Raw genomic sequence first — 24,919 nt, 5'->3', positions numbered from 1 at the left:
TCTCTAGTAAGCGCTCCTCAGCGCCTGCTCCAGGATTGCTGCCCCCTCTTCCGCCTCCGCCACCGTCAGCGACAACGGCGGAGCAATACGCAACGCGCTCGTGTTGTGGCCGCCGCCCTTGCCGATCAGGAGGCCGGCCTCGCGTGCCGCTTCCAGGACCGTCGACGCGGACTTGGGGTCGGCCTCGTCCGTGCCGGGCTTGACCAGTTCGACGCCGATCATCAGGCCGCGGCCCCGGACCTCCCGTACGCCGGGCAGCTGGGCGGCGACGGCGCGGAGGCGTTCGATGAGCAGGCCGCCCACCCGGCGGGCGTTGCCCTGGAGGTCGTGGTCCAGGAGGTACGACAGGTTGGCGAGGCCCGCCGCCATGGTGATCTGGGTGCCGCCGAACGTCGAGATGCTGTTGGAGTCCAGGCAGTTCATGATCTCGGAGCGGGCGATCACCCCGCCGATGGACATGCCGTTGCCGATGCCCTTGGCGAAGGTGACGATGTCCGGCGGGCCGCTCTGGCCGTGTGCCTGCCAGCCCCAGAAGTGCTCGCCGGTACGGCCCCAGCCGGTCTGCACCTCGTCGGCGATCCAGAGGATGCCCTGCTCCTGGAGGACCTTGCGGAAGGCCGCGTACAGCCCGTCGGGCGGGGAGGTGAAGCCGCCGACGCCCTGGATGGGCTCGGCGATCAGCGCGGCCGGCGGGCGGGTGTGGCCGAGGAGGTCGCGCAGGTCGTCGACGCAGGCCGCGATGAAGTCACGGTCGTTCAGCTCGGCGTACGGGCCGCGGGTGCGGACGCCACCGTGGACGTACAGCGTCTGGAGCGGCGAGAGGGAGGTCGGGGACCAGCCCTTGTTGCCGGTGATGCCGACGGCGCTGAAGGAGCGGCCGTGGTAGCTGTTGCGCATCGCCAGGATGGTGTTGGTCCGCCGGTAGGTGGTCGCGAGCAGCAGGGCGGTGTCGTTGGCCTCGGTGCCGGAGGTGGTGAAGAAGACCCGGGCGTCCGGGATGCCGCTCAAGTGGGCGACACGTTCGGCCAGTTCGACCATGGGGCGGTTGAGGTAGAGCGTGGAGGAGTGGACGATCCGCCCGGCCTGCTCGCTCACCGCCTTCGTCACCTCGGGGAGCGCGTGAGCGGTCATCGTGGTGAGGATGCCGCCGAAGAAGTCGAGGTAGCGGTTGCCGTCCGCGTCCCAGACGTGCCGCCCCTCGCCGTGCGTGATCTCCAGCGGCTCGTCGTAGTAGAGGGCCAGCCAGTCGGGCAGGACCTGGCGGTGGCGGGCGAAGAGGTCGTTGTTCACGGCTGTACCAGCCCTTCGTAGGCGTCGGGACGGCGGTCGCGGTAGAAGGCCCACTGCTGCCGTACTTCTTCGATCAGGTCGAAGTCGAGGTCACGGACGACGAGTTCCTCGCTCTTGTCGCTCGCCACCTCCCCCACGAACTGCCCACGTGGATCGACGAAATAGCTCGTGCCGTAGAAGTCGTTGTCGCCGTACTCCTCCTGGCCCACCCGGTTGATGGCGGCGATGAAGTACTCGTTGGCGACGGCCGCCGCGGGCTGCTCCAGCTGCCAGAGGTAGGCCGACAGGCCGCGTGAGGTCGCCGACGGGTTGTAGACCAACTGGGCGCCGTTGAGACCGAGTTGCCGCCAGCCCTCCGGGAAGTGGCGGTCGTAGCAGATGTACACGCCGATCTTGCCGACGGCGGTGTCGAAGACCGGCCAGCCGGCGTTCCCGGGCTTGAAGTAGTACTTCTCCCAGAAGCCCTTGACCTGCGGGATGTGGTGCTTGCGGTACTTGCCGAGGACGGTGCCGTCGGCGTCGATCACGACGGCGGTGTTGTAGTAGAACCCGGACTGCTCGACCTCGAAGACCGGGACGACGACGACCATGCCGGTCTCGCGGGCCAGCTCCTGCATACGGCGGACCGTGGGGCCGTCCGGGACCGGCTCGGCCCAGCGGTAGTGCTCGGGTTCCTGGACCTGGCAGAAGTAGGGGGCGTTGAAGACTTCCTGGAATCCGATGATCTTCGCACCCTGGCGGGCCGCCTCGCGGGCGAACACCTCGTGTTTCGCCACCATGGACTCGGTGTCGCCGGTCCAGGTGGCCTGGACCAGAGCGGCGCGTACGACGTTGGCCATGAGCTGCTCCTTCTACGCCCGTAGAGGGTCGAAAGTAGGCCTCCTCGGAGTCCTTGCCAAGACCATCGTCGTTAAGCCGCCGAGTCGATCTCGTTTCTAACCTGGCTGGCGGATGCACGGGCCGATGCGCACGTCCGTCAGGAAGTCAGGCCCGCCACCCTGAGCGCGTGCAGCAGGTCCCAGTGGCGTTGGTCCGAGATCGCCTGGGCCGAGCGGAGGAGCAGCGGAACCAGCCGGTGGGGGTCGGGTTCCGCGCTGTGCGCCGCCTCCTCCGGGGTGCGGACCTGGACGTAGGTGTCCAGCAGGGCCCGGACCTCGCGGTGGCGGCCCGCCGAGTCCAGGGCGAGAACGGCCGCGCCGATCTCGGTGGCGGGGCGGACGACGCCCTGCCGGAGGATCTGGCGGCCGTCGGCGGTCCGGCCCGCGGCGGTCAGGGCGTCGGCGGCCGCCACCAGCCGGGCGGGCGGCAGCGAGGCCGTCTCCCACAGCAGCGTGGCCCAGTCGGCGCCGAGCCCGGCCCGCTGAAGGGCGTCCGCGAGCAGGGGGAACCGGGCGGCGGGCCACTGCGCGGCCTCGGCCAGCAGCGCGTGCGCCTCGCCGGTACGGCCCTCGGCACGCAGCCGTTCGAGTCGCGCCACGGCCCCTGCCACGGCCTGTCCCGCCTCCTCGTCGGCCTGTTCCACCACCGGCTCGGGCCGCGCCGGCGCCTCGGCGGCCCCGGCGAACCGGGCCCCGCGCGGGGTGCGACGGCCACCGGGGGCCGCGGGTACGGCCGCCTCCGCTGCCTGCGGTACGACGGCGGGCGCGGCCTCGTCCTCCGCCATCCCGGCGAAACGGGCACTGCCCCGTCGCCGCTTGCGCTGCTTGGCGGGGGCGGGAGCGGACGCCGGGGCTTCGGACGCCTCCGGAGCGGGAGGCGGTGGGGCCGCGCCGCCGTCGGGTGTGACCCCGCCCGAGCGGCCGCGCGTCGTCGCACCGGTCGCGGACGCGTGCGCGGCCGCGGTCGGTTCGGCGGCCGGGCCGGGGGACGGCGGCCCCAGCTCGGCCTGCTGCTCCAGCCGCCCCATCCGGGAGCGGAGTTCGGCACACCGGGCGGAGGCCCGTTCATGGTCGTCGCGGGCCCAGGCGAGGTCGATGTCGAGGGACTCGGCCTCCTCTCGGGAGTGCGCGGAACTGTACGCGCGGCCGAGCTGGGCCAGCCGTTCGGCGGCGTAGCGCTGTTCGCGGAGCATGACGTCGAGCCGGTCGCTCAGGTCCTCCCGGGCGCCCGGCCGGGCGTCGTACGCGGCGAGGGCGCCGGCGTGCAGCTGCCGGGCCTGCCCGGCCGCACGGGCGGCGGCCTCGGGGCCGTAGACGGTCGCGAGGTCCTGGAGAAGCGCCGCCATGACGTCCCAGGGCGGGACCTCCTGCCCGCCGAGGCAGGCCTGCATACCGTCGGGGTCGCGCTGCCAGAACACCGCACACCAGCCGGCACCCTGGTCCAGGCGCGCCAGCAGGCCGTTGAGGTAGTTCGTGAACTCCCGTACCCGGCCCGGGAGCTGATCCACAGTCATCGCTCGACTCCCGCCCGACCGGAACACTCCGGCTCCGTAGGCAACACCAGTTGTGTTACGGGGCTGCTACGGGGAGTTTTCAGCGGGCGCGCAGAGCCCTCATTACAGGATCTTGACCGACGCGCGTCACACCGGGGCCAGGGCGCAGCGGGCCACCAGTTCGTCCATCGACAGGCCGAGCGCGCGGGCCAGCGCGGCGACGGTGAAGAAGGCCGGGGTCGGCGCCCGGCCGGTCTCGATCTTGCGGAGCGTCTCGGCCGAGATACCGGCCTCGGCCGCCACCTCGGTCATGCTCCGGCCGCCGCGCGCCTCGCGCAGCATCTGCCCGAGCCGCTCGCCGCGTTCACGCTCTTCCGGGGTGAGGGGGGTGCGTACCATGCCGTCATTCTAAGCCGTCATTCTTAGCCGGTCTAGAAAGCCGGTATAGTAATTGGCATGGTGGAACTGAAGACAGACGTATCGATCGACGCGATGTACGGGGCCGGCCAGGTCCTCGGACAGGCCCTGACGGCCGTACGGGAGGCCGCCGCCGTCGGCGTCTCCCTCCTTGAGCTGGACGAGGTGGCGCGGGAGGTGCTGAGGGCGGCCGGGGCCTCCTCCCCCTTCCTCGGCTACCGACCCTCCTTCGCGGCCACCCCGTTCCCCGCCGTCATCTGCGCCTCCGTCAACGACGCGATCGTGCACGGCATCCCGACCTCCTACCGGCTGCGCGACGGCGACCTGGTCTCCATCGACTGCGGCGCCGAACTCGACGGCTGGGTCGGCGACTCGGCGATCAGCTTCACGGTCGGCAGGCCGCGACCGGCGGACGTACGGCTCATCGAGACGGCCGAGCGGGCCCTGGCGGCGGGCATCGCGGCGGCGGTCGTCGGCAACCGCATCGGCGACATCGCGCACGCCGTCGGCAGCGTGTGCCGGGAGGCCGGCTACGGCATCCCGCAGGGCTTCGGCGGGCACGGCGTGGGCCGTCGCATGCACGAGGACCCGGAGGTGCCGAACGAGGGCCGCCCCGGCCGCGGTCTCCCGCTCCGGCACGGCATGGCCCTCGCGATCGAGCCCATGCTGATCGGCAGCGGCCGGGACGGCTACCACGAGGCTCCCGACGGCTGGACCCTGCGCACGAACGACGGCTCCCGCGCGGCGCACGTGGAGCACACGGTGGCGATCACGGAGGCGGGACCGCGGATCCTCACGGAAAGGAATTCAAAGAACTGACACAGGTCAGTCCTGTGAATTTCTTATCGCGATATGCGGTCCGGTGCCGCACGAATGAATTTCCCGAAGCGCTGAACAATGGCAGCCGTCCGCCCGTACACATATCCGTGACGGACGGATAAACAGCCGTCCACATCAGCGAAGGAGTTCTCATGGAAAACGTGCGCATGCGAGTTCCGGTCCCCCGGCCCCCGCGGCGGCGCCCGGTGCCTCCGCCGCAGCCCCCGCTTGGGAAGCGCCCACCCCGGCCGCGCCCCGTCGGACGCTGATCGCGTGACGTAAAACTCCCGTCGGCGCGGGCCGGGCGAAGGTGTTCCCGCCTTCACCCGGCCCGCTCCCGGCATTCCGAGAGAATTCACTCCCGGACCGCCGTGGCAGGTCGGACGATATCCGCGGGATGTAATACCGCGGAAATTCCGGTTTTCCTGGGGATCGGCCCGGACGGAGTGCGACCGGGTGCCTTCGCGGGGTGCCGCCCCGCGCGCAACGGCCACCCGGGCCCGAAGTGCTGGACATGCCCCCCTCGGGCGGGCGTGCGAAGGTGGTGTGACCGGGCCCTGCAGGGGGCACCCGCGTGGACCGGCACGTCGACCAGCGAGCGCGTCCCGCCAGGCGCTGGGACGCCGGAACGGAACGAACGCTCATGAGCAGCGGTTACCCCGGACCGAGCGACTTCGGACAGGATCCCTTCGGAGAGTTCCTCGCCCGCTTCTTCAGCGGCGGCGGGGATCGCCAGGGCCCCCGTCAGATCGACATCGGCAGACTGCTCAGCCAGCCCGCCCGCGAGCTGGTCAAGGGCGCCGCCCAGTACGCCGCCGAACACGGCAGCCGGGACCTCGACACCGAGCATCTGCTGCGCGCGGCCCTGACGGCGGAGCCGACCCGCTCCCTGCTCAGCAGGTTCGGCGCGAATCCCGACTCGCTGGCGACGGAGATCGACGGCCGCGCCGGCCCGATCCAGCACCCGCCGGGCGAGGCGCCCCCGCCGGCCTCGCTGTCCCTGACCCCGGCCGTCAAGCGGGCCCTGCTGGACGCACACGACCTGGCCAGGGCCGGCGGCGCCGGATACATCGGCCCCGAGCACGTGCTGGGCGCGCTCGCCGCGAACCCGGACTCGGCCGCCGGTCACATCCTGAACGCGGCCCGGTTCGCCGCCGGCCTGCCGCCGGAGGCCCCGGAGACCGAACGCCCCCTCACCGGCACGGACAGCCGGCGGCGTAGCAGCACGACGCCGACGCTGGACAAGTACGGCCGCGATCTGACCGGGCTGGCCGGGGAGGGCCGGATCGACCCGGTCATCGGCCGCGACGACGAGATCGAGCAGACCATCGAGGTGCTCTCCCGGCGCGGCAAGAACAATCCCGTGCTGATCGGCGACGCCGGTGTCGGCAAGACCGCGATCGTCGAGGGCCTGGCCCAGCGGATCGCCGACGGCGACGTGCCGGACATCCTCTCCGGGCGCCGGGTGATCGCCCTGGACCTGCCCGGCGTGGTCGCGGGCACCCGCTTCCGGGGCGATTTCGAGGAGCGCCTGACCAACATCGTGAACGAGATCCGCGCCCACTCCGACCAGCTGGTCGTCTTCATCGACGAACTGCACACCGTGGTCGGCGCCGGAGGCGGCGGCGAGGGCGGCTCGATGGACGCGGGCAACATCCTCAAGCCCGCACTGGCCCGGGGCGAATTGCATGTTGTGGGCGCGACCACCCTTGAGGAGTTCCGCAAGATCGAGAAGGACGCGGCGCTGGCCCGCCGCTTCCAGCCGATCCTGGTGCCCGAGCCGACGGTCCCGGACACCATCGAGATCCTGCGCGGCCTGCGCGACCGCTACGAGGCCCACCACCAGGTCCGCTACACCGACGAGGCCCTGGTCGCCGCCGTGGAGCTCTCCGACCGCTATCTCACCGACCGCAGGCTCCCGGACAAGGCGATCGACCTGATCGACCAGGCCGGCGCCCGCGTCCGCCTCGGCGCCCGCACCAAGGGCACCGACGTACGCGCGATGGAACGCGAGATCGAGCAGCTCACGTGCGACAAGGACCAGGCGGTCGCCGACGAACAGTACGAACGCGCGACCCAGCTCCGCGACCGCATCAGCGAGTTGAAGACGCGCTCCACCGAACTCTCCGGTGAGGACCAGGTGGACGAGGGGCTGAACCTGGAGGTGACGGCCGAGGCGATCGCCGAGGTGGTGTCCCGCCAGACCGGTATCCCGGTCAGCAGCCTCACCCAGGAGGAGAAGGAACGGCTGCTCGGCCTGGAGGCGCATCTGCACCAGCGGGTCATCGGCCAGAACGAGGCGGTCGCGGCCGTCTCCGAGGCGGTGCTCCGCTCCCGCGCCGGGCTCGCCAGCCCGGACCGCCCGATCGGCAGCTTCCTCTTCCTCGGCCCGACCGGCGTCGGCAAGACCGAACTGGCCCGCGCGCTCGCCGAGGTCCTGTTCGGCAGCGAGGACCGGATGGTGCGCCTGGACATGAGCGAGTACCAGGAGCGCCACACCGTCTCCCGCCTGGTCGGCGCCCCGCCCGGCTATGTCGGCCACGAGGAGGCGGGGCAGCTCACCGAGGTCGTCCGCCGCCACCCCTACTCGCTCCTCCTCCTAGACGAGGTGGAGAAGGCCCACCCGGACGTCTTCAACATCCTGCTCCAGGTCCTGGACGACGGCCGCCTGACCGACTCCCAGGGCCGCACGGTGGACTTCACCAACACGGTCATCGTGATGACGAGCAACCTGGGCTCGGACGTGATCACCAGGCGCGGCGCCGGCATCGGCTTCGGCCCCGGCGGGGAGGAGGCGACGGAGGAGGCCCGCCGTGAACAGGTCCTCCGCCCGCTCCGGGACCACTTCCGCCCGGAGTTCCTGAACCGCATCGACGAGATCGTGGTCTTCCGTCAGCTCACCGGCGACCAGCTGCACCAGATCACCGAGCTGCTCCTGGAACACACCCGCCGCATGCTGCACGCCCAGGGCATCACGGCCCACTTCACGGACGCGGCGGTCGAGTGGCTGGCAGAACGCGGCTACCGGCCGGAGTACGGCGCACGGCCGCTACGGCGGACCATCCAGCGGGAAGTGGACAACCAGCTGTCACGCCGACTCCTGGACGGCACAGTCGCGGAAGGCAGCGAGGTGACGGTGGACGTGAGAGACGGCAACTTGGAGTTCAGGACCGACAAGGCGCCCCGATAGGGGCGCGGGGCTGTGTCGATTTGCGGCTGCCGCCGCGTGGGCGCGACCAGCCCCCACGCCGCCGCACCCGCGCGACTACGGAGCCGGATCCACCACCTGCGCGGACCCTCCACCCCGCCGCACCGTCTCCGCCGCCGCCAGCCACTTCCCACCCGGCAACCGCTGCACACCCGTAGCCGCCCCGATCTCGGGATTCAACGAGAACGACTGCCCGATGGCCTCCAACTTCCCCCTCACCGCAGGGTCGTTGTACAGCGCCGGCTCCAACTCGGTCTTCGCCGCGTTCCGCTGCGACGCCCGGGGCGCGGCGATCGCGTCCACCAACGGCAGATGCCGGTCCAGGAACTCGGTCAGCACCTGGAGGACGGTGGTGATGATGGTCGCCCCACCGGGCGAACCGACCGCCACCACAGGCTTGTCGGACTTGTCGAGCACGATCGTCGGCGAGATGGAGGACCGCGGCCGCTTCCCCGGCCCCGGCAGGTTCGGGTCGTGCACCGCGGGGTTCGCCGGCGTGAACGAGAAGTCGGTCAGCTCGTTGTTGAGCAGGAACCCCCGCCCGGGAACGGTGATCGCGCTGCCACCGGTCTGCTCGATGGTCAGCGTGTAGGAGACGACGTTCCCCCACTTGTCGGCGACCGTGAGGTGCGTCGTGTTCTCGCCCTCGTACGTGGTCGGCGCCGCCGTCCCGGTCGACCCGGGGTTGTTGGGGTCGCCGGGCGCGACCGGGCTGGTCAGCACCGCGTCGTCGCTGATCAGCTTCGCCCGCTCGTCGGCGTACCGCTGCGACAGCAGCCCGTTCGTCGGCACGTCCTCGAACGCGGGGTCGCCGACCCACCTCCCCCGGTCCGCGAACGAGATCCGGCTCGCCTCGATGAAGTGGTGCAGGTACTGCACCTCACTGGCCTTCGTGAGGTCGGTGTTCTCAAGGATGTTGAGGGCTTCCCCGACGGTGGTCCCACCGGACGAGGACGGCGCGATCGAGTACACCTTCAGCCCGCGGTACGCCGTCTCGGTCGGCGCCTGCACCTTGGCCCGGTAGGCCGCCAGGTCCTTCGCCGACAGCTTGCCCGCCCGGGCCTTCCACCCCGAACCGGCGTCCACCGGCGGATTGTTGACCGTCGACACGATGTCCTTGCCGAGGTCCCCCTGGTAGATCGCCCCGATCCCCTTCCGCCCCAGCTCCTGGTAGGTCCGGGCCAGTTCGGGGTTCTTGAAGGTCGACCCCACCACCGGCAGCTGCCCGCCCGGCAGGAACAGCTTCGCGGTGTCCGGGAAGTACCGGAACCGGGTCTCGTTGGACGCGGTCTGCGACCGGAAGGTGTCGTCGACGACGAACCCGTTGCGGGCGATCCGCTCGGCCGGTTTCAGCACCGTGCCCAGCCGTTCGCTGCCCCACCGGTCCAGCGCCGTCTGCCAGGTGGCCGGCGTCCCGGGCGTGCCGACGCCGAGCCCGCTGCTGACGGCGTCCGCGAAGGCGAGCGGCTTGCCGTTCTCCACGAAGAGGTTGGAGTCGGCGGTCAGCGGTGCCGTCTCGCGGCCGTCGATCGTCTGCACCGTACGGGACTTGGCGTTGTAGTAGACGAAGTAGCCGCCTCCGCCGACGCCGGAGGAGTAGGGCTCGGTGACCCCGAGCGCGGCGGCGGTCGCCACGGCCGCGTCGACCGCGTTGCCGCCCTTGCGGAGCACCTCGATACCGGCGGCGGTGGCGTCCGCGTCGACGCTGGAGACCGCACCGCCGTAGCCGACGGCCACCGGGGATTTCGCCACGGTCGCACCACCGGGGGCGGGAGGCGCCGCCGCCCCTACCGACACCACGGCGGCCGAGACCGCCAGAACGGTCAGTTTCCGCGCGACAGGGCGACGCATCCGCACCTCCAGTTCCGGAACGTCCGCGCAGCGTATCGGCGGGGCCCCGGCCCCGACAGCCACATTCAGGGCACTGTCATACGACCGCCACACTTCGAACACGGGTACGTTCCGGCCACCTGTGCCCGCTACCATGCGCGCCCATGAATGACGACCTGCGCAACATTATCCTTGGCGTCGTGGCCGCCGGCATCAGCGCGGCGCTCGGCTGGCTGGCCCGCACCTCGCTGTGGCGCCGCGGCCTGCGCCGCAAGCAGGCCTTTTTCGGCCTTCCGGAGAACTCGGAGTCTCTGCTGGTCGTCAACCGCGATCCGGCCACCTCCGAACCGGCGGTGCACCGCCTCGACGTGTTCGCGCTCCTGGAGCTGGCCGCGCTGATCAAGGACTGCGGCGCCAACCTCCAGATGGTGACCCAGGACAACGTCCAGCAGGGCTTCGGCGAGCGCACCGAGTTCTGCGTGGGCGGGCCCGGGTCGAACCGGCGCATGCTGGCCCACATGTCGGCGATGCTGCCGGGCGTGCGGGTCAACATCGACCCGGAACCGGGCCCGGACCGCGGCGCCTTCCAGATCGGCACCGAGCGCTACCGCCTGGATCCGGGCATCACGGAGTACGTCCTGCTCGCCCGCCTCACGGCCGGCCAACGCCCCGACGCGCGCCCGGTGTTCCTCTTCTGCGGACAGCGCGCGATCACCAACCAGGCGGCCACCCGCTACCTCGCCCGCAACCACGAGCGGCTCGCCCGCAAGCACGGCAACAGCACCTTCGTGCTGCTCCTCAAGGTGGTCAACTCGCAGGCGTACGGCCCGGACGTGGTCGAACTCGTCTCGGACGTCACCCGCGCCGCCCAGGCGCCGCTGCCGCCCGCCACGACCGAGACCGCACGCTCCTCGCACCGCTCCTCCTGAATAGCTGCACCATTCAACAATCGTTACCCGCACGTAACTTACCGACGGGTTACTTACAGTAAGGGGTCGCGGTTACCGTCTGGTCACTTTGCACTTACACGAGTGAGGAGTGACCCATGGGACGAGGTCGCACCACAACGGGCCGCCGCACCAGCGCCGGCCGGCACACCGCCGCTCTGCGCACGACCGCCGCGGGGGCGGTCTCGGCGGCCCTGATCGCCGCCGGCGTGGTCGGCCTGGCGCCGGCCGCACAGGCCGCCGCCTCCGTCCGCTTCGTCGACATCACCGGCGACGGCGGCACCGTCCTGAAGGCGAACGTCGTCACGCCCGCGGGCGCCGACGCCACGCACCGCCACCCCCTCATCGTGCTGCCCACGAGCTGGTCGCTGCCCCAGGTCGAGTATCTGGCCCAGGCCCAGAAGCTCGCCGACTCCGGCTACATCGTGCTCAGTTACAACGTGCGCGGGTTCTGGCAGTCCGGCGGGCGGATAGAAGTGGCCGGTCCGCCGGACGTGGCGGACGCGTCCAAGGTCATCGACTGGGCACTCGCCAACACCACCGCCGATCCCCGGCACATCGGCATCGCGGGGGCCTCCTACGGCGCCGGGATCAGTCTGCTGGCCGCCGCGCACGACAAGCGGATCAAGGCGGTCGGCGCGCTCAGCGGCTGGGCGGATCTGATCGACTCGATCTACTCGGGCCGTACCCAGCATGTCGAGGCGGCCGCCCTCCTGGACGGCTCGGCCACCCTCACCGGGCGCGAGAGCCCCGAAGTCCGGCAGATCTTCAAGGACTTCTACGCCTCGAACCTGGACCGGGAACAGGACATGATCGCCTGGGGGGCGAAACGTTCCGTCGCGACCTATGTCGACCAGCTCAACAAGAACGGCGCGGCCGTCTTCATGGCCAACGCCTGGAGCGATTCCATCTTCCCGGCCAACCAGTACGCCGACTTCTACGGGAAGCTGACCGGCCCGAAGCGCCTGGAGCTGCGCCCCGGCGACCACGCCACCGCCGAGCTGACCGGCCTGCTGGGGCTGCCCAACGACGTGTGGACCGACACCGAGCGCTGGTTCGACCGCTACCTCAAGGGCGCGGACAACGGCATCGACCGCGAGCAGCCGGTCCAGCTCAAGTCCCGTACCGACGGCGGCTACGAGGGTTACCCGGACTGGAAGTCGGTGGGCGCCACCCGCGAGAAGTTCGCCCTCGCCGGCTCGACCACGATCCACGCGAACGTCGACTCGGGCGCGGACGGCGGGGTGGTCCTCCTCTCCGGCCTCCTCGACCAGATCGCCCAGCTGCCGCCGGTCGCCTCGATCCCGCTGCTGCCCCGCCGCTGGGCCGCCGTCTGGCAGTCCGAGCGGTACGGCGGCACCCAGCGGGTACGCGGCACGGCACGGCTGCACACGACCCTCACCCCGACCAAGGAGAGCGGCACCCTCGTCGCCTACCTGTACGACGTGGGCCCGCTCGGCCTCGGCAAGCTGGTCACCAACGCGCCGTACACCTGGTACGACCGCACCCCCGGCAAGGCGTTCGACGTGGACCTGGACCTGTTCTCCACGGCTTACGACGTGCCGGCCGGGCACCGGCTCGCGCTGGTGGTCGACACGGTGGACCCGCTCTACATCGAGCACAACCCGTCCGGCGCGCAGCTGACCTTCTCCTCGCCGGTGGACGACCCGTCGTACGTGTCCGTTCCGCTGCGCGAGCAGTGATCTCCGGCTGCCGCCGGCCGGGCCTGGCCCTGGCTGCCGCCCCCTACGGCAGCAGCGTCCCTGGTTCGGCCGGGGCCACCTCGACGGCCTCGGTCTTGGGACTGCGCCGCTCCCGTCTGGCCACCCAGCCGGCGAACCACGAGAGCAACATGCACATCCCGATGTAGATCGGCGAGATCACCATCACCACAGGGATGAAGGGCAAATCGTAGTCGAGGTTGGATGCGATCAGTTTCCCGGCATGGAGGAACTCCTCGTAGGTGATGAGATAGCCCAGCGAGGTGTCCTTGAGGGCCACCACGAGCTGGCTGATGATGGCGGGCAGCATGGCCCGTACGGCCTGTGGCACCAGGACGTACGACATGACCTGGGTCTTGCGCATGCCGAGCGCGAACGCGGCCTCCCGCTGACCGCGTTCGACGCTGTTCACCCCGGAGCGGAACACCTCGGCGAGCACCGAGCCGTTGTACAGGGTGAGTCCGGCGACCAGGGCGGGCAGCGGCTGGACCTTCAGCGCCACGAAGATGAAGAAGATCATCACCAGTACGGGCATGGCGCGGAAGAACTCCACGACGACGGTGGCCAGCCAGCGCACCGGACGGTGGTCGGAGAGCCGTCCGGTGGCCAGCAGACCGCCCAGCGCGAGGGAGAGGACGGCGGCCGTCGCGAAGGCCGCGAGCGTGTTGCCGAGGCCTCGCAGCAGGAGCTCCTGGATGCCCTTGTACGCGAAGGGCATCCACTTCGTATGCGTGAACTGTCCGGTGTCGAAGAGGAGATAGAGGATCCAGGCGACCAGGCCGAGGATGACGAGGGTCGACAGGATGCCGTACACCGTGTGCCGTCGTCTGGTGACGGGACCCGGAACGTCGTAGAGCGCGGTGGCCTCGGTCATCGGGCGACTCCCCATGTCCGCTCCAGCAGGTTGAACAGGGCGCTGATGGCCAGGGTGATGACGAGGTAGCCGACGGCGATCCAGACGAACGTCCAGACGATGTTGTAGCCGAGTTCGCTCAAGGTCTTGTAGGTGCCGAGGAGTTCGGTGACGCTGAACGCGCCCGCGATCGCGGAGTTCTTGGCGAGCGCGATGAGGGTGGAGCCGACCGGCGGGATGACCGACCGGAACGCCTGGGGCAGGATCACCAGGCCGAGGGTCTGCCCGAAGGTCATGCCGAGGCTGCGGGCCGCCTCGCCCTGCCCCTTGGGCACGGTGTTGATGCCGGCGCGCAGTGCCTCGCAGATGAACGCCGAGGTGTAGCAGCCGAGCGCGAGGACCGCGAACACCTGGAAGGGCAGTACGAGTCCGAACCGGGGCAGGCCCAGCAGCACCGCGAAGAAGAGCAGGGTGAGCGGGGTGTTGCGGAGCACGGTGACCCAGGCCGTGCCGAGGATCCGCAGCGAGCCGACGGGGGCGACCCGGAAGGACGCCATGAGGAAGCCCAGGACCAGGGCGAGGACCGAGGCGTAGACGGTCAGTTCGAGGGTGCCGAGGAAGCCCTGGGCGTACGTGCGGAAGTTGTCTGTCAGTACGTTCATGCCGTCCTCGCTCAGCTCGCGGGATAGCGGTCGATCGGGGGCGGTTTCGGGGCGGGGACGCCGGACAGGCCGAGCGTCGCGTCGTACGCCTTCTTCCAGTCGCCGTTCTTCTCACGGGCCTCCAATGCGTCGTCCATCGCGAAGCGCAGGGCGGTGTCGCCACGTGGGACGCCGATGCCGTACGGCTCCTCGGAGAAGGGCTTGCCGACGACCTTGAGTTCGCCGGGGGCCTTCGCCGCGTAGCCGATGAGGATGGCGTCGTCGGTGGTGACGGCGTCGACCTGGTAGGTGAGCAGGTTGTCGACGCACACGGAGTAGGTGTCGTAGGCGACCAGGACCGCCTTCGGGAACTCGGCCTTGATCCGCTGGTACGGCGTCGAACCGGCGGCCGAGCAGACGCGCTTGCCGGCCAGGTCCTGCGGGCCGTGGATGTCGTTCTCGTCGTGGCGCACCAGCAGGGACTGGCCGGCCAGGTAGTAGGGCCCCGCGAAGCCGACCAGCTTCCTGCGATTGTCGTTGATGGTGTAGGTGCCGACGTAGAAGTCGATCTGGCCGTTCTGCAGGGCGGTCTCGCGGTTGGCGGAGGCGATGGTCCGGAAGCGGATGGTCTCCGGGGCGAGGCCGAGGGAGGCGGACATCATCCTGGCGATCTCGATGTCGAAGCCCGAGTAGACGCCGGCGGCCGGGTCCCTCTCGCCGAGGTAGGGCTGGTCCTCCTTGACGCCGACGGTGAAGTGGCCGCGCTTCTTCGCCCGGGTCCAGGTCGGGGAATCGGGCAGCCGGAAGTCCTGCGCCACCTGGTAGTCGGGCAGTGCCTCGGCCGCCGGCCCCTTCTTCGGCGGGCTGCCCTCCTTGCCGCAGCCACCGGCGGTGGCGAGCAGGACGGTGAGCAGGGCCACGGCGGTGGGCACACGGGCGGTACGGGCCATGGGTGGTGCTCCCCGCTCAGTGCTTGAGGATCTTGGACAGGAAGTCCTTGGCGCGCTCGCTGCGCGGGGCGGTGAAGAACTCCTCCGGGGCGCGGTCCTCGACGATCCGGCCGTCGGCCATGAACGCCACGCGGTGGGCGGCGGAGCGGGCGAAGCCCATCTCGTGGGTGACGACGACCATGGTCATGCCGTCCCGGGCGAGCTGCCGTATGACTTCGAGGACCTCGTTGATCATCTCGGGGTCGAGGGCCGAGGTGGGCTCGTCGAAGAGGAGGGCCTTGGGTTCCATGGCGAGGGCGCGGGCGATGGCCACCCTCTGCTGCTGGCCGCCGGAGAGCTGTGCGGGGAGTTTGCCGGCCTGCGCCGACAGGCCCACGCGGTCGAGGAGTTCGTGCGAGCGCCGGTCGGCCTGCGCCCTCCTGCGCCCGCGGACCTTGACCTGGGCGAGGGAGACGTTCTGCAGGACCGTCTTGTGGGCGAACAGGTTGAAGGACTGGAAGACCATGCCGACCTCGGCACGGAGCCTCGCGAGGGCCCTGCCCTCCTCGGGGAGCGGCTGCCCGTCGAGCGTGATCGTCCCGGACTGGATGGTCTCCAGGCGGTTGATCGTGCGGCACAACGTCGACTTGCCCGACCCCGAGGGGCCGATGACGACGACCACCTCCCCCTTGCCGACGGTGAGATCGACGTCCCGCAGGACATGGAGCTCGCCGTAGTACTTGTTGACGTCCCGCAGCTCGATCAGAGGATCGACGGCCATCCGCAGCCCTACCCACTCTCAGCTGTGTCGTGGTTGCCGCAAACTATCCAGCCGCGAGTGGACTTGAGGCACGACACGCACTTTTCGGGTATTAGCCGTATTTAAGCCGTCTTTGTCGCTGTAACGATCGTTGTAGTGATCGCTGTAGCCATCGCCGTTCGCATGGCCGCCGGTCAGGCCTCGGCGACCTCCGCGTAGAGCTGGGAGAGCTCGGGGACCCCGCTCTCGGCCCAGTCGTGGCCGGACTCGACCACCTCGAACTCCCGCCCGGACTCCAGCCGTACGACCGGCTCCCCGTCCGCACGGATCTCCCATTCCGCGCCGGGCACGGTCCGGGTCAGGACGGTGCCCAGATACAGGCCGGCGTCGGTGCCCAGCCACGTCAGGGTCTCCTCGTCGTCCCGCCAGCGCGGGACCAGCTGGTCGAGGGCCTCCAGTGAGGCCGGGGTGTCGTCGAGCGTGACACCCTCCTCGGCCGCCTGGGCACGCAGCAGCTCGCACTCGGCGAGCAGATCGGGGTCGGCGGTCAGGGGCACGTCACCGGTCTTGGCGTGCCTGTTGCCCAGAAAGGGGATGTTCATGGACCCAGGTTGACACTTACACCTCCAGGTCCACCACCACCGGAGCGTGATCGGAAGCGCCCTTTCCCTTGCGCTCCTCGCGGTCGACGTAGGAGTCCTGCACAGCCTTGGCAAAGGGTTCGTTGCCGTACACCAGGTCGATGCGCATGCCGCGGTTCTTGGGGAAGGCCAGCTGGCGGTAGTCCCAGTAGGTGTACGGGTGGTCGTACTTCAGGGGGCGCGGGACCACGTCGGACAGACCGGTCTCGCGCAGCGAGGTCAGAGCGGCGCGTTCGGCCGGGGTGACATGGGTGAGGCCCTCGAAGGCGGCCGTGTCGAAGACGTCGTCGTCCGTCGGCGCCACGTTGTAGTCGCCGAGGACCGCGAAGGGGCGGCTGCCGCCCGCGTCCCCGGCCACGGCCGCCTTGAGGGCCTCGAACCACTGGAGCTTGTAGGCGTAGTGCGGGTGGTCCACCTCGCGGCCGTTGGGCACGTACACCGACCACACCCGGACCGGGCCGCAGGTCGCCGAGATCGCGCGCGGCTCCACGCTCCCGTCGTAGCCGGGGTCGCCGGGCAGGCCCTTGACGACGTCCGCCAGGCCGACCTTGGACAGCACCGCCACGCCGTTCCACCGGCCGGTGGCGTGGACCGCCGCCTCGTAGCCCAGCTCGCGCAGTTGCCCGGTCGGGAACTGCGCCTCGCCGACCTTGGCCTCCTGGAGGCAGAGCACGTCGGTGCCGCTGCTCTCCAGCCAGGCGAGGAGCCTCGGCAGGCGGGCGGTGATCGAGTTCACGTTCCAGGTCGCGATGCGCATGCCTGACAACCTACCGGGCCCCTCTGACAACGCGCCTCAGACGTCCGCCGAGGCCCCCGGGGCCAGCCGCTGGTGGTCCGCGCCGCCCAGGGCGCCGATCTGACGGTCGTAGATCGGCCGGGCCAGATCGGTGAGCAGGGCGTCGTGGATGTCGTAGGCGCGCCGCGGCTTCACCTCGCGGACGTAGTCGATGACCTCGGAGATCTTGTTCCAGGGGGCCATCACCGGGAGCATCAGCGTCTCGACGGGGTGGTCGGGGACGGTGAGGGCGTCGCCGGGGTGGAAGACCTTGCCGCCGTCGACGAGGAAGCCGACGTTGGTGATGCGCGGGATGTCGGGGTGGATCACCGCGTGCAGTTCGCCGTGCACCTGGACGTCGAAGCCGGCGGCGGTGAAGGTGTCGCCGTGGCCGACGGTGTGCACCCGGCCCGGGAAGGCCGCCGCGAGCTGGTCGGCGACGGACTTCAGGGTCCAGATCTCGGCGGCCGGGTCGGCGTCCAGCGCGGCCCGCAGCCGGCCCTCGTCGAAGTGGTCGGGGTGCTCGTGCGTGACCAGGATCGCGTCCGCGCCGACGGCCGCGTCCTCCTCGCTGAAACCTCCGGGGTCGAGGACGAGCGTGCGCCCATCCTTCTCCAGGCGCACGCACGCGTGGGACTTCTTGGTGAGCTTCATGGTCACCATCCTGCCCCCGGGCGGTCCGTCAGTCCTCGGGAGTGGTCTCCTCGCGGATGATCTGCTGGGCGACCCGGAACGCGCTGTTCGCCGCCGGTACCCCGCAGTACACCGCCGCCTGGAGCAGGACTTCCTTGATCTCGTCCGGGGTGAGGCCGTTGCGCAGGGCCGCGCGGACGTGGAAGCCCAGCTCCTCCAGGTGGCCGCCCGCGACCAGCGCGGTGAGCGTGACACAGCTGCGCGAGCGCCGGTCGAGTCCGGGCCGGTCCCAGATCTCGCCCCACGCGTAGCGGGTGATGAACTCCTGGAAGTCCCCGGAGAACTCGTCGGCCTGCGCCAGCGCCCGGTCCACATGCGCGTCCCCGAGCACCTCCCGGCGGACCTTCAGGCCCGCGTCGTAGGGATCGGGCCGCCCGAGCGGCTGGGGCACCGCGGCGGCCGGGGCGATCTCGGCGATGGGCGTGACCTGCGGAGCGACCTGGGGCACCACCTGCGGTGCGGCGGGCAGGACCGGTTTCGGCGGGGCCGCCGGGATGGCCATCTGGCCGGTGGTCGAGTCGTAGGCGGGCTGCCAGGCGGTGGAGAAGTGCCGCACCAGCAGGTCGGTGACGGCGGCGGGCTGCTCGACCGGGACCAGATGGGAGGCGCCGGGTACCACGGCGAGCCGGGCGTCCGGGATCCCGGCGACCAGGGTGCGGGCCTCGGCGGGCCCGGTGACCTGGTCGTCCGAGCCGACCAGGACGAGCGTGGGCACGCCGATCCGGGCGAGTTCGTGCCGTACGTCGAAGCCCGCCAGGGCCTCGCAGGCGGCGATGTAGCAGCCGGGGTCGGTGGTGCGCACCATCTGGACGGCCCACTCGGTGATCGCGGGCTGCGCGGCGGCGAACCCGCCGGTGAACCAGCGCTCCGGCGAGGTCCGGGCGATCGGGTCGAGGCCGTTCGTCCGCACGATCACCCCGCGCTGCCGGAACTCGTCCGCCGTCCCGAACCGGGGTGAGGCGGCGACCAGCGCGAGCGAGGCGATCCGCTCCGGGTGCCGCAGGGCCAGCTCGATGCCGACGGCACCACCGAGCGCGCAGCCGGCGTAGCCGAAGCGCTGGACGCCGAAGGAGTCGAGCGTGGCCAGCAGCCGGGCGGTCAGTTCGGTGACGGAACCGGCCGGGTGCGCCGGGGAGCCGCCGTGCCCGGGCAGGTCGTAGCGGAAGACCCGCCACTGCTGGGTCAGCTCCGGGACCTGCCGGTCCCACATGTGCCAGGTGGTACCCAGTGAGGGACCGAGGATCAGGACCGGGGCGTCTTCTGGGCCGTCAAAGCGGTATTGCAGGGTGTTCGTCGGTGTCTCACTCACCCGCCTGACCCTCTCATCTGTCACGACACCCCCTATGAGCGGGGTGCTGGCTGTAGCTGTCGGACCAGGTGGAAGACCTCCCGGGCCGCGTAGCGTTGGAGGCAACGCACGATTTCGCGCCGGGTCTTGCCCTCCTTGATCCGGCGCTCGTGGTAGTCCTGGGTGCGCGGGTCGACCCGCAGGCGGGTGAACACGATGCGGTGGAGCGCGGCGTTGGCCTGCCGGTCGCCGCCGCGGTTGAGGCGACGGAACTGCCGGCGTCCTGAGGAGCGCTCGACAGGTCGTGTCCACCGCCACCGAAGGCATCACCGTGGTGACCGTGACCGGCGAGATCGACCACGCCAGTGCCGGCCCTCTCGTCCAGGCTCTGGACCTTGGCAAAGCCGGCGACCGGCCCCGCGTGGTCGTCGACGTGCGGCAGGTGACTTTCACGGACTCCAGCGGCATAAACGTCCTGCTCACCGCCCACCGAGACCTCACCGCCGCCGCGGACGGCTGGCTGCATCTGGCCGGCGTACCGGACTCCGTGCTGCGCACCCTGCAGATCGTCGGCGTCGATGCTGTCATTCCCTGCCGCACCAGCCTCCGCGAAGCCCTCACGGCCTGAAGGACGGAGCCGGGCGGCAGTGGCCGCAAACCCCACGCACACGCGGCGACAGGCTCGTCGCTGCCGCATCGCCGCGCCCCACTCACGCGCGCCACCAGGTATATATGCTCCGGAATCTCCATGTTCATGTGACCGAGTGCGTGACCTGCGCAGTCCGTGGTCGCTGAAATTGAGGTACGGCCGCGGCTGCCCGCCCTGCTCTCGTGCCTCGGCGAACGAGCCGCGCCTGGACCCCGATTGGCTGCAACGGTTGCTGGAGAGGGGCGGAACAGCAGCTGAAGATGTTGGATTCCCTGCACACCAGGACCTCGACGGTGCTTAGCTCATCGGAGGAACCCGGACGCAGATGCCGACGAAGCCAGGGCCCCGTCGGCCTGGGCATCCGTGACCGGGCGCCCGCCCGTGGTGGCCTGACTGCCCGGTTGACCATGATCGCCACACGCGGATCATGCCTGCCACCGGAAGGAATCCTCACCGGCTGTCACGCACCGTCAGGGTCCGAAGCGGCGGCGATCTTCGTCGTTCCACTTCCGGGTGTCGCGCGGCTGCACATACGGCTCCTCCTCAACCGGGTGACCGCCTGCGACGGCGCGCTGGCGGCTCATTTCCGCGTCGAACTCCAGGCCCAGGAGGATCGCCAGGTTCGTGATCCACAGCCACACCAAGAAGATGATCACTCCCGCGAGGGCTCCGTAGATCTTGTTGTACGACGCGAAGTTGGCTACGTACAGCGCGAACCCGGCAGAGGCGATCATCCAGATCAGCAGAGCCAGAAAGCTGCCCGGCGAGATCCAGCGGAAGCCCCGGACCTTCGCGTTCGGCGTCGCCCAGTACAGGATCGCGATCATGACCGTGACCAGGAGCACCAGCACCGGCCACTTGGCGATCGACCACACGGTCAGGAACGTATCCCCGACGCCCAGAGCGGTGCCGACCTGACGGGCCAGGCCGCCGGTGAAGACGACGATCAACGCGCTGATCACAGCGATGACCATCAGCACCACCGTCACACCGAGCCGCACCCGCATCACCTTCCACACCGGACGGCCCTCGGGGACGTCGTAGACCGCGTTCGCGCTGCGGATGAACGCGGCGACGTAGCCGGAAGCCGACCAGATCGCGAGTGCCAGACCGACGATCGCCACGATCGAGCCGATGCCCCCGTTGCCCTGCATCTGCTTCACCGCGTTGCTCAGGACATCTCGGGCAGCGCCGGGAGCAAGTTTCTGGATGTTGTCCAGAACCTGCCGCGTCGCGGTCTGACCGACGATCCCGAGCAGCGAGACGAGCACCAGGAGCGCCGGGAACAGCGCCAGGATCCCGTAGTAGGGTCAGCGCCGCAGCCCGGTCGGCCAGCTCGTCCTTCCTGAACTCCTTGAGGGTGCCCTTCAGCACCGCTCGCCAGGAGCACTTCGGCAGGTCCTTCGGGCTGTCCGGCGCCCGCTTCTCCACCTGCTCGTCCGGCCCGGCACTCGTCGCCCGCCCGGTCTCGACCTCGTGGTCGGTCTCGACCTCGTGGTCGGCCACGGCGTGCCCGCCATGCCTTCGATGTCCCAATATCGGTGCCATCTCATCCGGGTATCCGGGCGCACACAGCCCATACCGGCATTCATAAACCATTTGGGACTCTCGGTGCGTTCTATCGTATTCCGGGTGGTCGACTGGGTGGACGCCGCCGGTGAGAGGACGGCAGGTCGACCAGCCCTGAACCGGCGACGGTGCTCATACCAGATACGGCGATGCCTCGATTCCCGACGCCAGGCGGGCTTGGTTTGAACGCACGCGGCGCCGCGCCGGCTCCTGACGGGATGCGGTCACAAGTGTTGAAGCGGCAGGGCAATGCGGCGCCGCCATGCCCCCAGCGACTGGAGGCGCCATTCCACACCGCGCAGGCTCGGCCGATGGTGTGATGCCGTGGCCGGCTCCGTTGTTATGGGCCGTGACCGCACGTTGTGCTCGATGGTCGTCTCGGCGGTGGCGGGATACGACGGCAGGAGCATGCGGAAAAGTGGTCAGGGCGGCGCGGTCGGTCGCCTGGTAGGGGTGAGTATGAGCGGTGGGGACAACACGGTCTGGACTCCGGTGGCGGGATACGACGGCTGCCGGATGCTGTGTGACCAGCTGACTGAGGCAATTGATGCCATCTGCTGGCAGGCGGGGCTGGTGAGGCTGGCCCAAGCACTCAATCCGGTGGGTGAGAGGCCCGATGGAACGGTCCTTGAACCCACTGAATCATCAGGGAAGCACAGGTGCGGATCATCCGGCAGTCCTGTCACCCTGTACACGATGTGACCGCCGGCAGCGGCCCGTTCGCAGGGCGGTGGTCGACCCGGTCACCGCGAGATCTCCTTCGACACTACGTGCCGGTGCGCATCGGGACGTCAGAGCTTGGCGGGTGGCGGGCGAAAGGCGCGGACGGCCTCGCCCCCCTCAGCCGGCCGGAGGCGTGCAGGAGTCGCTCCCGGGTCGCCTCAGACAGCACCCGGCGCAGGACCGGTGCCAGCACACCGAAGGCGGCCACGAGATGATGAGGCGCGCTGGGCCGAGGGACACCGCCCGCAGACACGGCGCGCCGACCGCGGGCCCGGCCCGTGCCTGCCATCCGGCCGGGCCCGCCTCGTCGGCCTGGCACGCCGCGCGGTAACGACGGATCCGATGGACGATCGTGGTGGGCGGGGACCATGGGTGACTCGGCGGGAGAGCGGCGAAGGGCTGACGGTGCAACACGACGTACTTGGTATCTATTTGAACGACCATGTGGCCGGAGCCACGCTCGGCGTTGGTCTCGCGCGGCACGTGGCCCATCGTCATCGGCGTAGTGTCCGCGGCCCTCTTCTGGCACGAATTGCCGATGAGATCACTCAGGACCGGCAGGCTCTCTTTATGATCATGGACGGGCTCGGCGTACCCGCCCACCGCTACAAAGTGTGCGCAGGGTGGGCCGCGGAAAGGGTGCGCCGGCTGAAACCCAACGGCTTCCTGCAGCGGCATTCCGGTCTCGACACAGTCATGGAACTCGAGACTCTGCGTTTGGGAGTCGAAGGGAAGTCCCTGCTCTGGCACACATTGCTCGCGCTGGCTCCGAAACGGACCAGCCTGGACACGGCCCAACTGAACGATCTACTCAACCGCGCACGCACTCAGCTTGACGCAGTAGAAGATCTGCGCCGCACTGCGGCAGCTGCCGTCCTCTAGACATGCCGACATCCGCCGGGCAGTAGCCGTCGACGGCCCCCACACCTCCCGAGTCGGTGAGCCGTCGCACCGGCTCCGCCAGCTTCACCGGCGTCTACCGGCAGGCTCACACAACTCGGCATCCGCCGGTCAGGCCGTCTCTGTGGTGACCCACTGGCACGCGAACCGCATCGAACGCAGCTGACGAGCGGCAACCTGTTCGCGGCCGTCACCAGTAGTGTCGACGGCCACCCACGGCATGACCAACCGAGCCAAGGATCCAGAGGATGATCCCAATGATGATCATGTTGTCCTCCAGGAGAAATAGCTCCTGAAGGGCCGAGTACCCCGCACCGGCGCTGCCTGCCGGCCAAGACCTGCCCCCGCTGGGTGTTGGAGTGATGTGGGTGCCGTTCGGCCACGCCAACCCCTGTCGAAGCGGCCGGCGATGTCGCCCCGTTCCTCGTGATCTTCGAGCGCACCCACCGGGGCGGCGGGGGCCGGGGAAGGAACTCAGCGCTCGCGCATCCCCGGCTACCGCTCCATGATCACACTCTGCTCACCAGCGGCAATAGGACCTGGCTTCCACCTGGCACGATCACCTGCCACCGCCGGGGACGAAGGGTGGGTCAAGAAGCCCGGGATACGAGTGCCTCGTACTCCACGTCGGACAGGTCTGTGGCCTGTGCGCAGACCTGGACAGTGTCGAGCAGGTTCCGGAGTGTGCTGTAGCCGGAGGAGTGCGCGATCGTCTCCTCGGCCTTGGTCCCGGCCGGGCACCAGGAGATCAGTACGACCTTCTCCTGCCGGGCCCCGTCCGCCGTTGCGAAGAGCAGATCGTAGACGACGTACCGGGACTCGTCGGCCGGCAGGGCCTCCAGTAGTTCGTCGTGTGTCAGGTTCCCCTCGAAGTCGGGGATGACGGTCTCCAGGTTGTCGCTGAGCCGGTAGATCACTGTATTGATGTCCCGCCTGCTTTTCAGCTCCAGGAAGGCGCTGATACAGCTTTCGTCCACAGGGATACCACCGCTCACGACGAGTCCTTGATCATTGGGAGAGCAGGCCGAGCGGCTCAACGAACTGACACCCCGTGAGGTTCTGGGCCGCTTGCCCCGAGCACCTTTTGCACTCCCCGGTCCGGGTGCCGGCGGAGTAACGGTCCGTCGTCCGTGGGCGGCCTGCGTCCAGGCGTAGCGGGCCACAACGCCCCGAGCAGCCCGCAAGGAAGTGGCACAGCACACCGTCGGGCGAATGAGCTCAGGGTCGAGCCAGCGCTTCTTCGCTATTGCAATCGAACGCGTCAAGGGACGTCCTCTGCCAACGATCTTGCTCACCCTCGCCGGCCTGGCGTACGACGTCGCCATCCGGCTGGACCACCGCAGTACCCCGCTTTGCGCCGATGGGACCATCGTGTTAGTTCCCACCAATTCACTCGCCCTGGCCTCAACCACCGCGGGCATTGCCGCCGAGTCGGCCTCCAAAAAGCGGCTTCCGCCCGACCGCGCGGACGGCGCGGTCGGTCCGAGAACACAGCGCTGGCCGCGCAGCGACACCGATTCCTCGATGATCAGGGCCAGTGGATGGAAGGCGGTAGCGACGGTGGTGACGGCGCGGCCGGTGCCGGGGGCAGCGCTGCTGGGCCTGGACGCGGTGGGGGCGGACGGCCGCCCCGGTCCTGGAGCAGCGCCTCGGCTGCGGCTCCACCTCGGCGAATCACCCGTCCTCGGCAAATAGACGCATGATCAAAACTGATGCAGCTGTCCAGTGACATCTATTCGTCGCAGGAACTTGATCATCAACAGGGCTGGCGAGCCCTGTTGATGATCATGAGTGAACTCGGCGTCGCTCCAGAGTTATTCGTAGGGCGAGCCGCGGCAGGTCGCCGGCTGACGGCGTCCTGCATCGGGATCTGGCCCCGATACCGGCATGGAACT

23 protein-coding genes and 1 pseudogene are annotated in these 24,919 nt (G+C 69.8%); 7 read left to right on the top strand and 17 right to left on the bottom strand.

Annotated elements, in window-relative coordinates; all coding sequences use genetic code 11:
* Positions 1-3 precede the first annotated feature (3 nt).
* From ACGFZQ_RS10050 to ACGFZQ_RS10035, 4 genes are all read right to left on the bottom strand, one after another.
* Positions 4-1,290 carry an aspartate aminotransferase family protein gene (locus tag ACGFZQ_RS10050; RefSeq protein WP_351730136.1) on the bottom strand — a complete coding sequence of 429 codons (1,287 nt, stop codon included), beginning with the start codon at positions 1,288-1,290 and terminating at the stop codon, positions 4-6.
* Positions 1,287-2,129, bottom strand: a complete 843-nt coding sequence (locus ACGFZQ_RS10045; protein WP_382545007.1) for a nitrilase-related carbon-nitrogen hydrolase — start codon at positions 2,127-2,129, stop codon at positions 1,287-1,289. Before ACGFZQ_RS10045 ends, ACGFZQ_RS10050 begins: the two co-directional genes overlap by 4 nt.
* A 137-nt stretch (positions 2,130-2,266) precedes the next feature.
* The gene (locus ACGFZQ_RS10040) at positions 2,267-3,682 is read right to left on the bottom strand and encodes a hypothetical protein (RefSeq protein WP_393839921.1); all 1,416 of its coding nucleotides are present in this window, start codon (positions 3,680-3,682) and stop codon (positions 2,267-2,269) included.
* A gap of 126 nt (positions 3,683-3,808) precedes the next feature.
* Positions 3,809-4,060: a helix-turn-helix transcriptional regulator gene (locus tag ACGFZQ_RS10035; protein ID WP_351730127.1), complete on the bottom strand. Its 252-nt coding sequence runs from the start codon at positions 4,058-4,060 to the stop codon at positions 3,809-3,811.
* A 57-nt stretch (positions 4,061-4,117) separates the two neighbouring features.
* Here ACGFZQ_RS10035 and map point away from each other — a divergent pair, with 57 nt between their 5' ends.
* Positions 4,118-4,897 carry a type I methionyl aminopeptidase gene (gene map / locus ACGFZQ_RS10030; protein WP_351730124.1) on the top strand — a complete coding sequence of 260 codons (780 nt, stop codon included), beginning with the start codon at positions 4,118-4,120 and terminating at the stop codon, positions 4,895-4,897.
* Between the two features lie 643 nt (positions 4,898-5,540).
* Entirely contained in the window at positions 5,541-8,087 is a 2,547-nt protein-coding gene (locus tag ACGFZQ_RS10025; protein WP_393839920.1) for an ATP-dependent Clp protease ATP-binding subunit, read from the top strand.
* A 75-nt stretch (positions 8,088-8,162) separates the two neighbouring features.
* On the opposite strand, the gene ggt is transcribed toward ACGFZQ_RS10025, so the two are convergent.
* Entirely contained in the window at positions 8,163-9,956 is a 1,794-nt protein-coding gene (gene ggt / locus ACGFZQ_RS10020) for a gamma-glutamyltransferase (protein WP_393839919.1), read from the bottom strand.
* Between the two features lie 143 nt (positions 9,957-10,099).
* On the opposite strand from ggt, the gene ACGFZQ_RS10015 reads away from it, so the two are divergent.
* Both ACGFZQ_RS10015 and ACGFZQ_RS10010 read left to right on the top strand, forming a co-directional pair.
* Positions 10,100-10,864, top strand: a complete 765-nt coding sequence (locus ACGFZQ_RS10015; RefSeq protein WP_382546680.1) for a hypothetical protein — start codon at positions 10,100-10,102, stop codon at positions 10,862-10,864.
* A gap of 116 nt (positions 10,865-10,980) precedes the next feature.
* Complete coding sequence (locus ACGFZQ_RS10010) at positions 10,981-12,585, top strand: CocE/NonD family hydrolase (protein ID WP_393839918.1); 1,605 nt, start codon at positions 10,981-10,983, stop codon at positions 12,583-12,585.
* Positions 12,586-12,628: 43 nt separating this feature from the next.
* On the opposite strand, the gene ACGFZQ_RS10005 is transcribed toward ACGFZQ_RS10010, so the two are convergent.
* The 9 genes from ACGFZQ_RS10005 to ACGFZQ_RS09965 all read right to left on the bottom strand — a co-directional run bounded on the left by ACGFZQ_RS10005 (position 12,629) and on the right by ACGFZQ_RS09965 (position 19,398).
* The gene (locus ACGFZQ_RS10005; RefSeq protein WP_351730109.1) at positions 12,629-13,477 is read right to left on the bottom strand and encodes an amino acid ABC transporter permease; all 849 of its coding nucleotides are present in this window, start codon (positions 13,475-13,477) and stop codon (positions 12,629-12,631) included.
* On the bottom strand, positions 13,474-14,118 hold the full coding sequence (locus ACGFZQ_RS10000; RefSeq protein ID WP_393839917.1) for an amino acid ABC transporter permease: 645 nt from the start codon (positions 14,116-14,118) through the stop codon (positions 13,474-13,476). Before ACGFZQ_RS10000 ends, ACGFZQ_RS10005 begins: the two co-directional genes overlap by 4 nt.
* An 11-nt stretch (positions 14,119-14,129) precedes the next feature.
* Positions 14,130-15,047, bottom strand: coding sequence for a glutamate ABC transporter substrate-binding protein (locus tag ACGFZQ_RS09995; RefSeq protein WP_393839916.1), 918 nt, complete (start codon positions 15,045-15,047; stop codon positions 14,130-14,132).
* Positions 15,048-15,063: 16 nt separating this feature from the next.
* The gene (locus ACGFZQ_RS09990) at positions 15,064-15,807 is read right to left on the bottom strand and encodes an amino acid ABC transporter ATP-binding protein (protein WP_393839915.1); all 744 of its coding nucleotides are present in this window, start codon (positions 15,805-15,807) and stop codon (positions 15,064-15,066) included.
* Between the two features lie 173 nt (positions 15,808-15,980).
* Positions 15,981-16,388 carry a DUF6278 family protein gene (locus ACGFZQ_RS09985; protein WP_351730098.1) on the bottom strand — a complete coding sequence of 136 codons (408 nt, stop codon included), beginning with the start codon at positions 16,386-16,388 and terminating at the stop codon, positions 15,981-15,983.
* Positions 16,389-16,404: 16 nt separating this feature from the next.
* A complete protein-coding gene (locus tag ACGFZQ_RS09980) occupies positions 16,405-17,184 on the bottom strand; it encodes an exodeoxyribonuclease III (RefSeq protein ID WP_393839914.1) in 780 nt (259 codons plus the stop codon).
* A 36-nt stretch (positions 17,185-17,220) separates the two neighbouring features.
* Positions 17,221-17,856, bottom strand: coding sequence for an MBL fold metallo-hydrolase (locus ACGFZQ_RS09975; RefSeq protein ID WP_393839913.1), 636 nt, complete (start codon positions 17,854-17,856; stop codon positions 17,221-17,223).
* Between the two features lie 28 nt (positions 17,857-17,884).
* Positions 17,885-19,204, bottom strand: coding sequence for a 4-carboxymuconolactone decarboxylase (gene pcaC / locus ACGFZQ_RS09970; protein WP_393839912.1), 1,320 nt, complete (start codon positions 19,202-19,204; stop codon positions 17,885-17,887).
* Positions 19,205-19,236: 32 nt separating this feature from the next.
* Positions 19,237-19,398 (bottom strand): hypothetical protein, encoded by a 162-nt coding sequence (locus ACGFZQ_RS09965; protein ID WP_393839911.1) that lies wholly within the window; start codon positions 19,396-19,398, stop codon positions 19,237-19,239.
* A gap of 89 nt (positions 19,399-19,487) precedes the next feature.
* Between ACGFZQ_RS09965 and ACGFZQ_RS09960 the strand changes: the two genes are divergently transcribed.
* Entirely contained in the window at positions 19,488-19,811 is a 324-nt protein-coding gene (locus ACGFZQ_RS09960; protein WP_393839910.1) for an STAS domain-containing protein, read from the top strand.
* 491 nt (positions 19,812-20,302) lie between these two features.
* Here ACGFZQ_RS09960 and ACGFZQ_RS09955 read toward each other — a convergent pair.
* Positions 20,303-21,380: pseudogene (locus tag ACGFZQ_RS09955) on the bottom strand (YihY/virulence factor BrkB family protein).
* Positions 21,381-22,529: 1,149 nt separating this feature from the next.
* On the opposite strand from ACGFZQ_RS09955, the gene ACGFZQ_RS09950 reads away from it, so the two are divergent.
* Complete coding sequence (locus ACGFZQ_RS09950) at positions 22,530-23,006, top strand: hypothetical protein (protein WP_393839909.1); 477 nt, start codon at positions 22,530-22,532, stop codon at positions 23,004-23,006.
* A 208-nt stretch (positions 23,007-23,214) separates the two neighbouring features.
* Here the strand turns inward: ACGFZQ_RS09950 and ACGFZQ_RS09945 are convergent, their stop codons facing one another.
* Positions 23,215-23,292, bottom strand: a complete 78-nt coding sequence (locus ACGFZQ_RS09945) for a DUF6131 family protein (protein WP_393840367.1) — start codon at positions 23,290-23,292, stop codon at positions 23,215-23,217.
* Positions 23,293-23,614: 322 nt separating this feature from the next.
* A complete protein-coding gene (locus ACGFZQ_RS09940) occupies positions 23,615-24,001 on the bottom strand; it encodes an actin-binding ADF family protein (protein WP_393839908.1) in 387 nt (128 codons plus the stop codon).
* Between the two features lie 235 nt (positions 24,002-24,236).
* Between ACGFZQ_RS09940 and ACGFZQ_RS09935 the strand changes: the two genes are divergently transcribed.
* A complete protein-coding gene (locus ACGFZQ_RS09935; protein WP_393839907.1) occupies positions 24,237-24,719 on the top strand; it encodes a hypothetical protein in 483 nt (160 codons plus the stop codon).
* Positions 24,720-24,919 lie beyond the last annotated feature (200 nt).

Source organism: Streptomyces sp. NPDC048254 (genome assembly GCF_043201895.1).
Taxonomy (GTDB): domain Bacteria; phylum Actinomycetota; class Actinomycetes; order Streptomycetales; family Streptomycetaceae; genus Streptomyces.
The sequence above is the reverse complement of the archived record's forward strand: the minus strand, read 5'-3'. Positions and strand labels throughout refer to the sequence as shown.

Bases quoted from the DNA above. Each gene is read 5' to 3' on its own strand.
- ACGFZQ_RS10045 (WP_382545007.1), bottom strand. From the start codon at position 2,129: ATGGCCAACGTCGTACGCGCCGCTCTGGTCCAGGCCACCTGGACCGGC.
- ACGFZQ_RS10040 (WP_393839921.1), bottom strand. From the start codon at position 3,682: ATGACTGTGGATCAGCTCCCGGGCCGGGTACGGGAGTTCACGAACTAC.
- ACGFZQ_RS10035 (WP_351730127.1), bottom strand. From the start codon at position 4,060: ATGGTACGCACCCCCCTCACCCCGGAAGAGCGTGAACGCGGCGAGCGG.
- map (WP_351730124.1), top strand. From the start codon at position 4,118: ATGGTGGAACTGAAGACAGACGTATCGATCGACGCGATGTACGGGGCC.
- ACGFZQ_RS10025 (WP_393839920.1), top strand. From the start codon at position 5,541: ATGAGCAGCGGTTACCCCGGACCGAGCGACTTCGGACAGGATCCCTTC.
- ggt (WP_393839919.1), bottom strand. From the start codon at position 9,956: ATGCGTCGCCCTGTCGCGCGGAAACTGACCGTTCTGGCGGTCTCGGCC.
- ACGFZQ_RS10015 (WP_382546680.1), top strand. From the start codon at position 10,100: ATGAATGACGACCTGCGCAACATTATCCTTGGCGTCGTGGCCGCCGGC.
- ACGFZQ_RS10010 (WP_393839918.1), top strand. From the start codon at position 10,981: ATGGGACGAGGTCGCACCACAACGGGCCGCCGCACCAGCGCCGGCCGG.
- ACGFZQ_RS10005 (WP_351730109.1), bottom strand. From the start codon at position 13,477: ATGACCGAGGCCACCGCGCTCTACGACGTTCCGGGTCCCGTCACCAGA.
- ACGFZQ_RS10000 (WP_393839917.1), bottom strand. From the start codon at position 14,118: ATGAACGTACTGACAGACAACTTCCGCACGTACGCCCAGGGCTTCCTC.
- ACGFZQ_RS09995 (WP_393839916.1), bottom strand. From the start codon at position 15,047: ATGGCCCGTACCGCCCGTGTGCCCACCGCCGTGGCCCTGCTCACCGTC.
- ACGFZQ_RS09990 (WP_393839915.1), bottom strand. From the start codon at position 15,807: ATGGCCGTCGATCCTCTGATCGAGCTGCGGGACGTCAACAAGTACTAC.
- ACGFZQ_RS09985 (WP_351730098.1), bottom strand. From the start codon at position 16,388: ATGAACATCCCCTTTCTGGGCAACAGGCACGCCAAGACCGGTGACGTG.
- ACGFZQ_RS09980 (WP_393839914.1), bottom strand. From the start codon at position 17,184: ATGCGCATCGCGACCTGGAACGTGAACTCGATCACCGCCCGCCTGCCG.
- ACGFZQ_RS09975 (WP_393839913.1), bottom strand. From the start codon at position 17,856: ATGAAGCTCACCAAGAAGTCCCACGCGTGCGTGCGCCTGGAGAAGGAT.
- ACGFZQ_RS09945 (WP_393840367.1), bottom strand. From the start codon at position 23,292: ATGATCATCATTGGGATCATCCTCTGGATCCTTGGCTCGGTTGGTCAT.
- ACGFZQ_RS09935 (WP_393839907.1), top strand. From the start codon at position 24,237: ATGAGCTCAGGGTCGAGCCAGCGCTTCTTCGCTATTGCAATCGAACGC.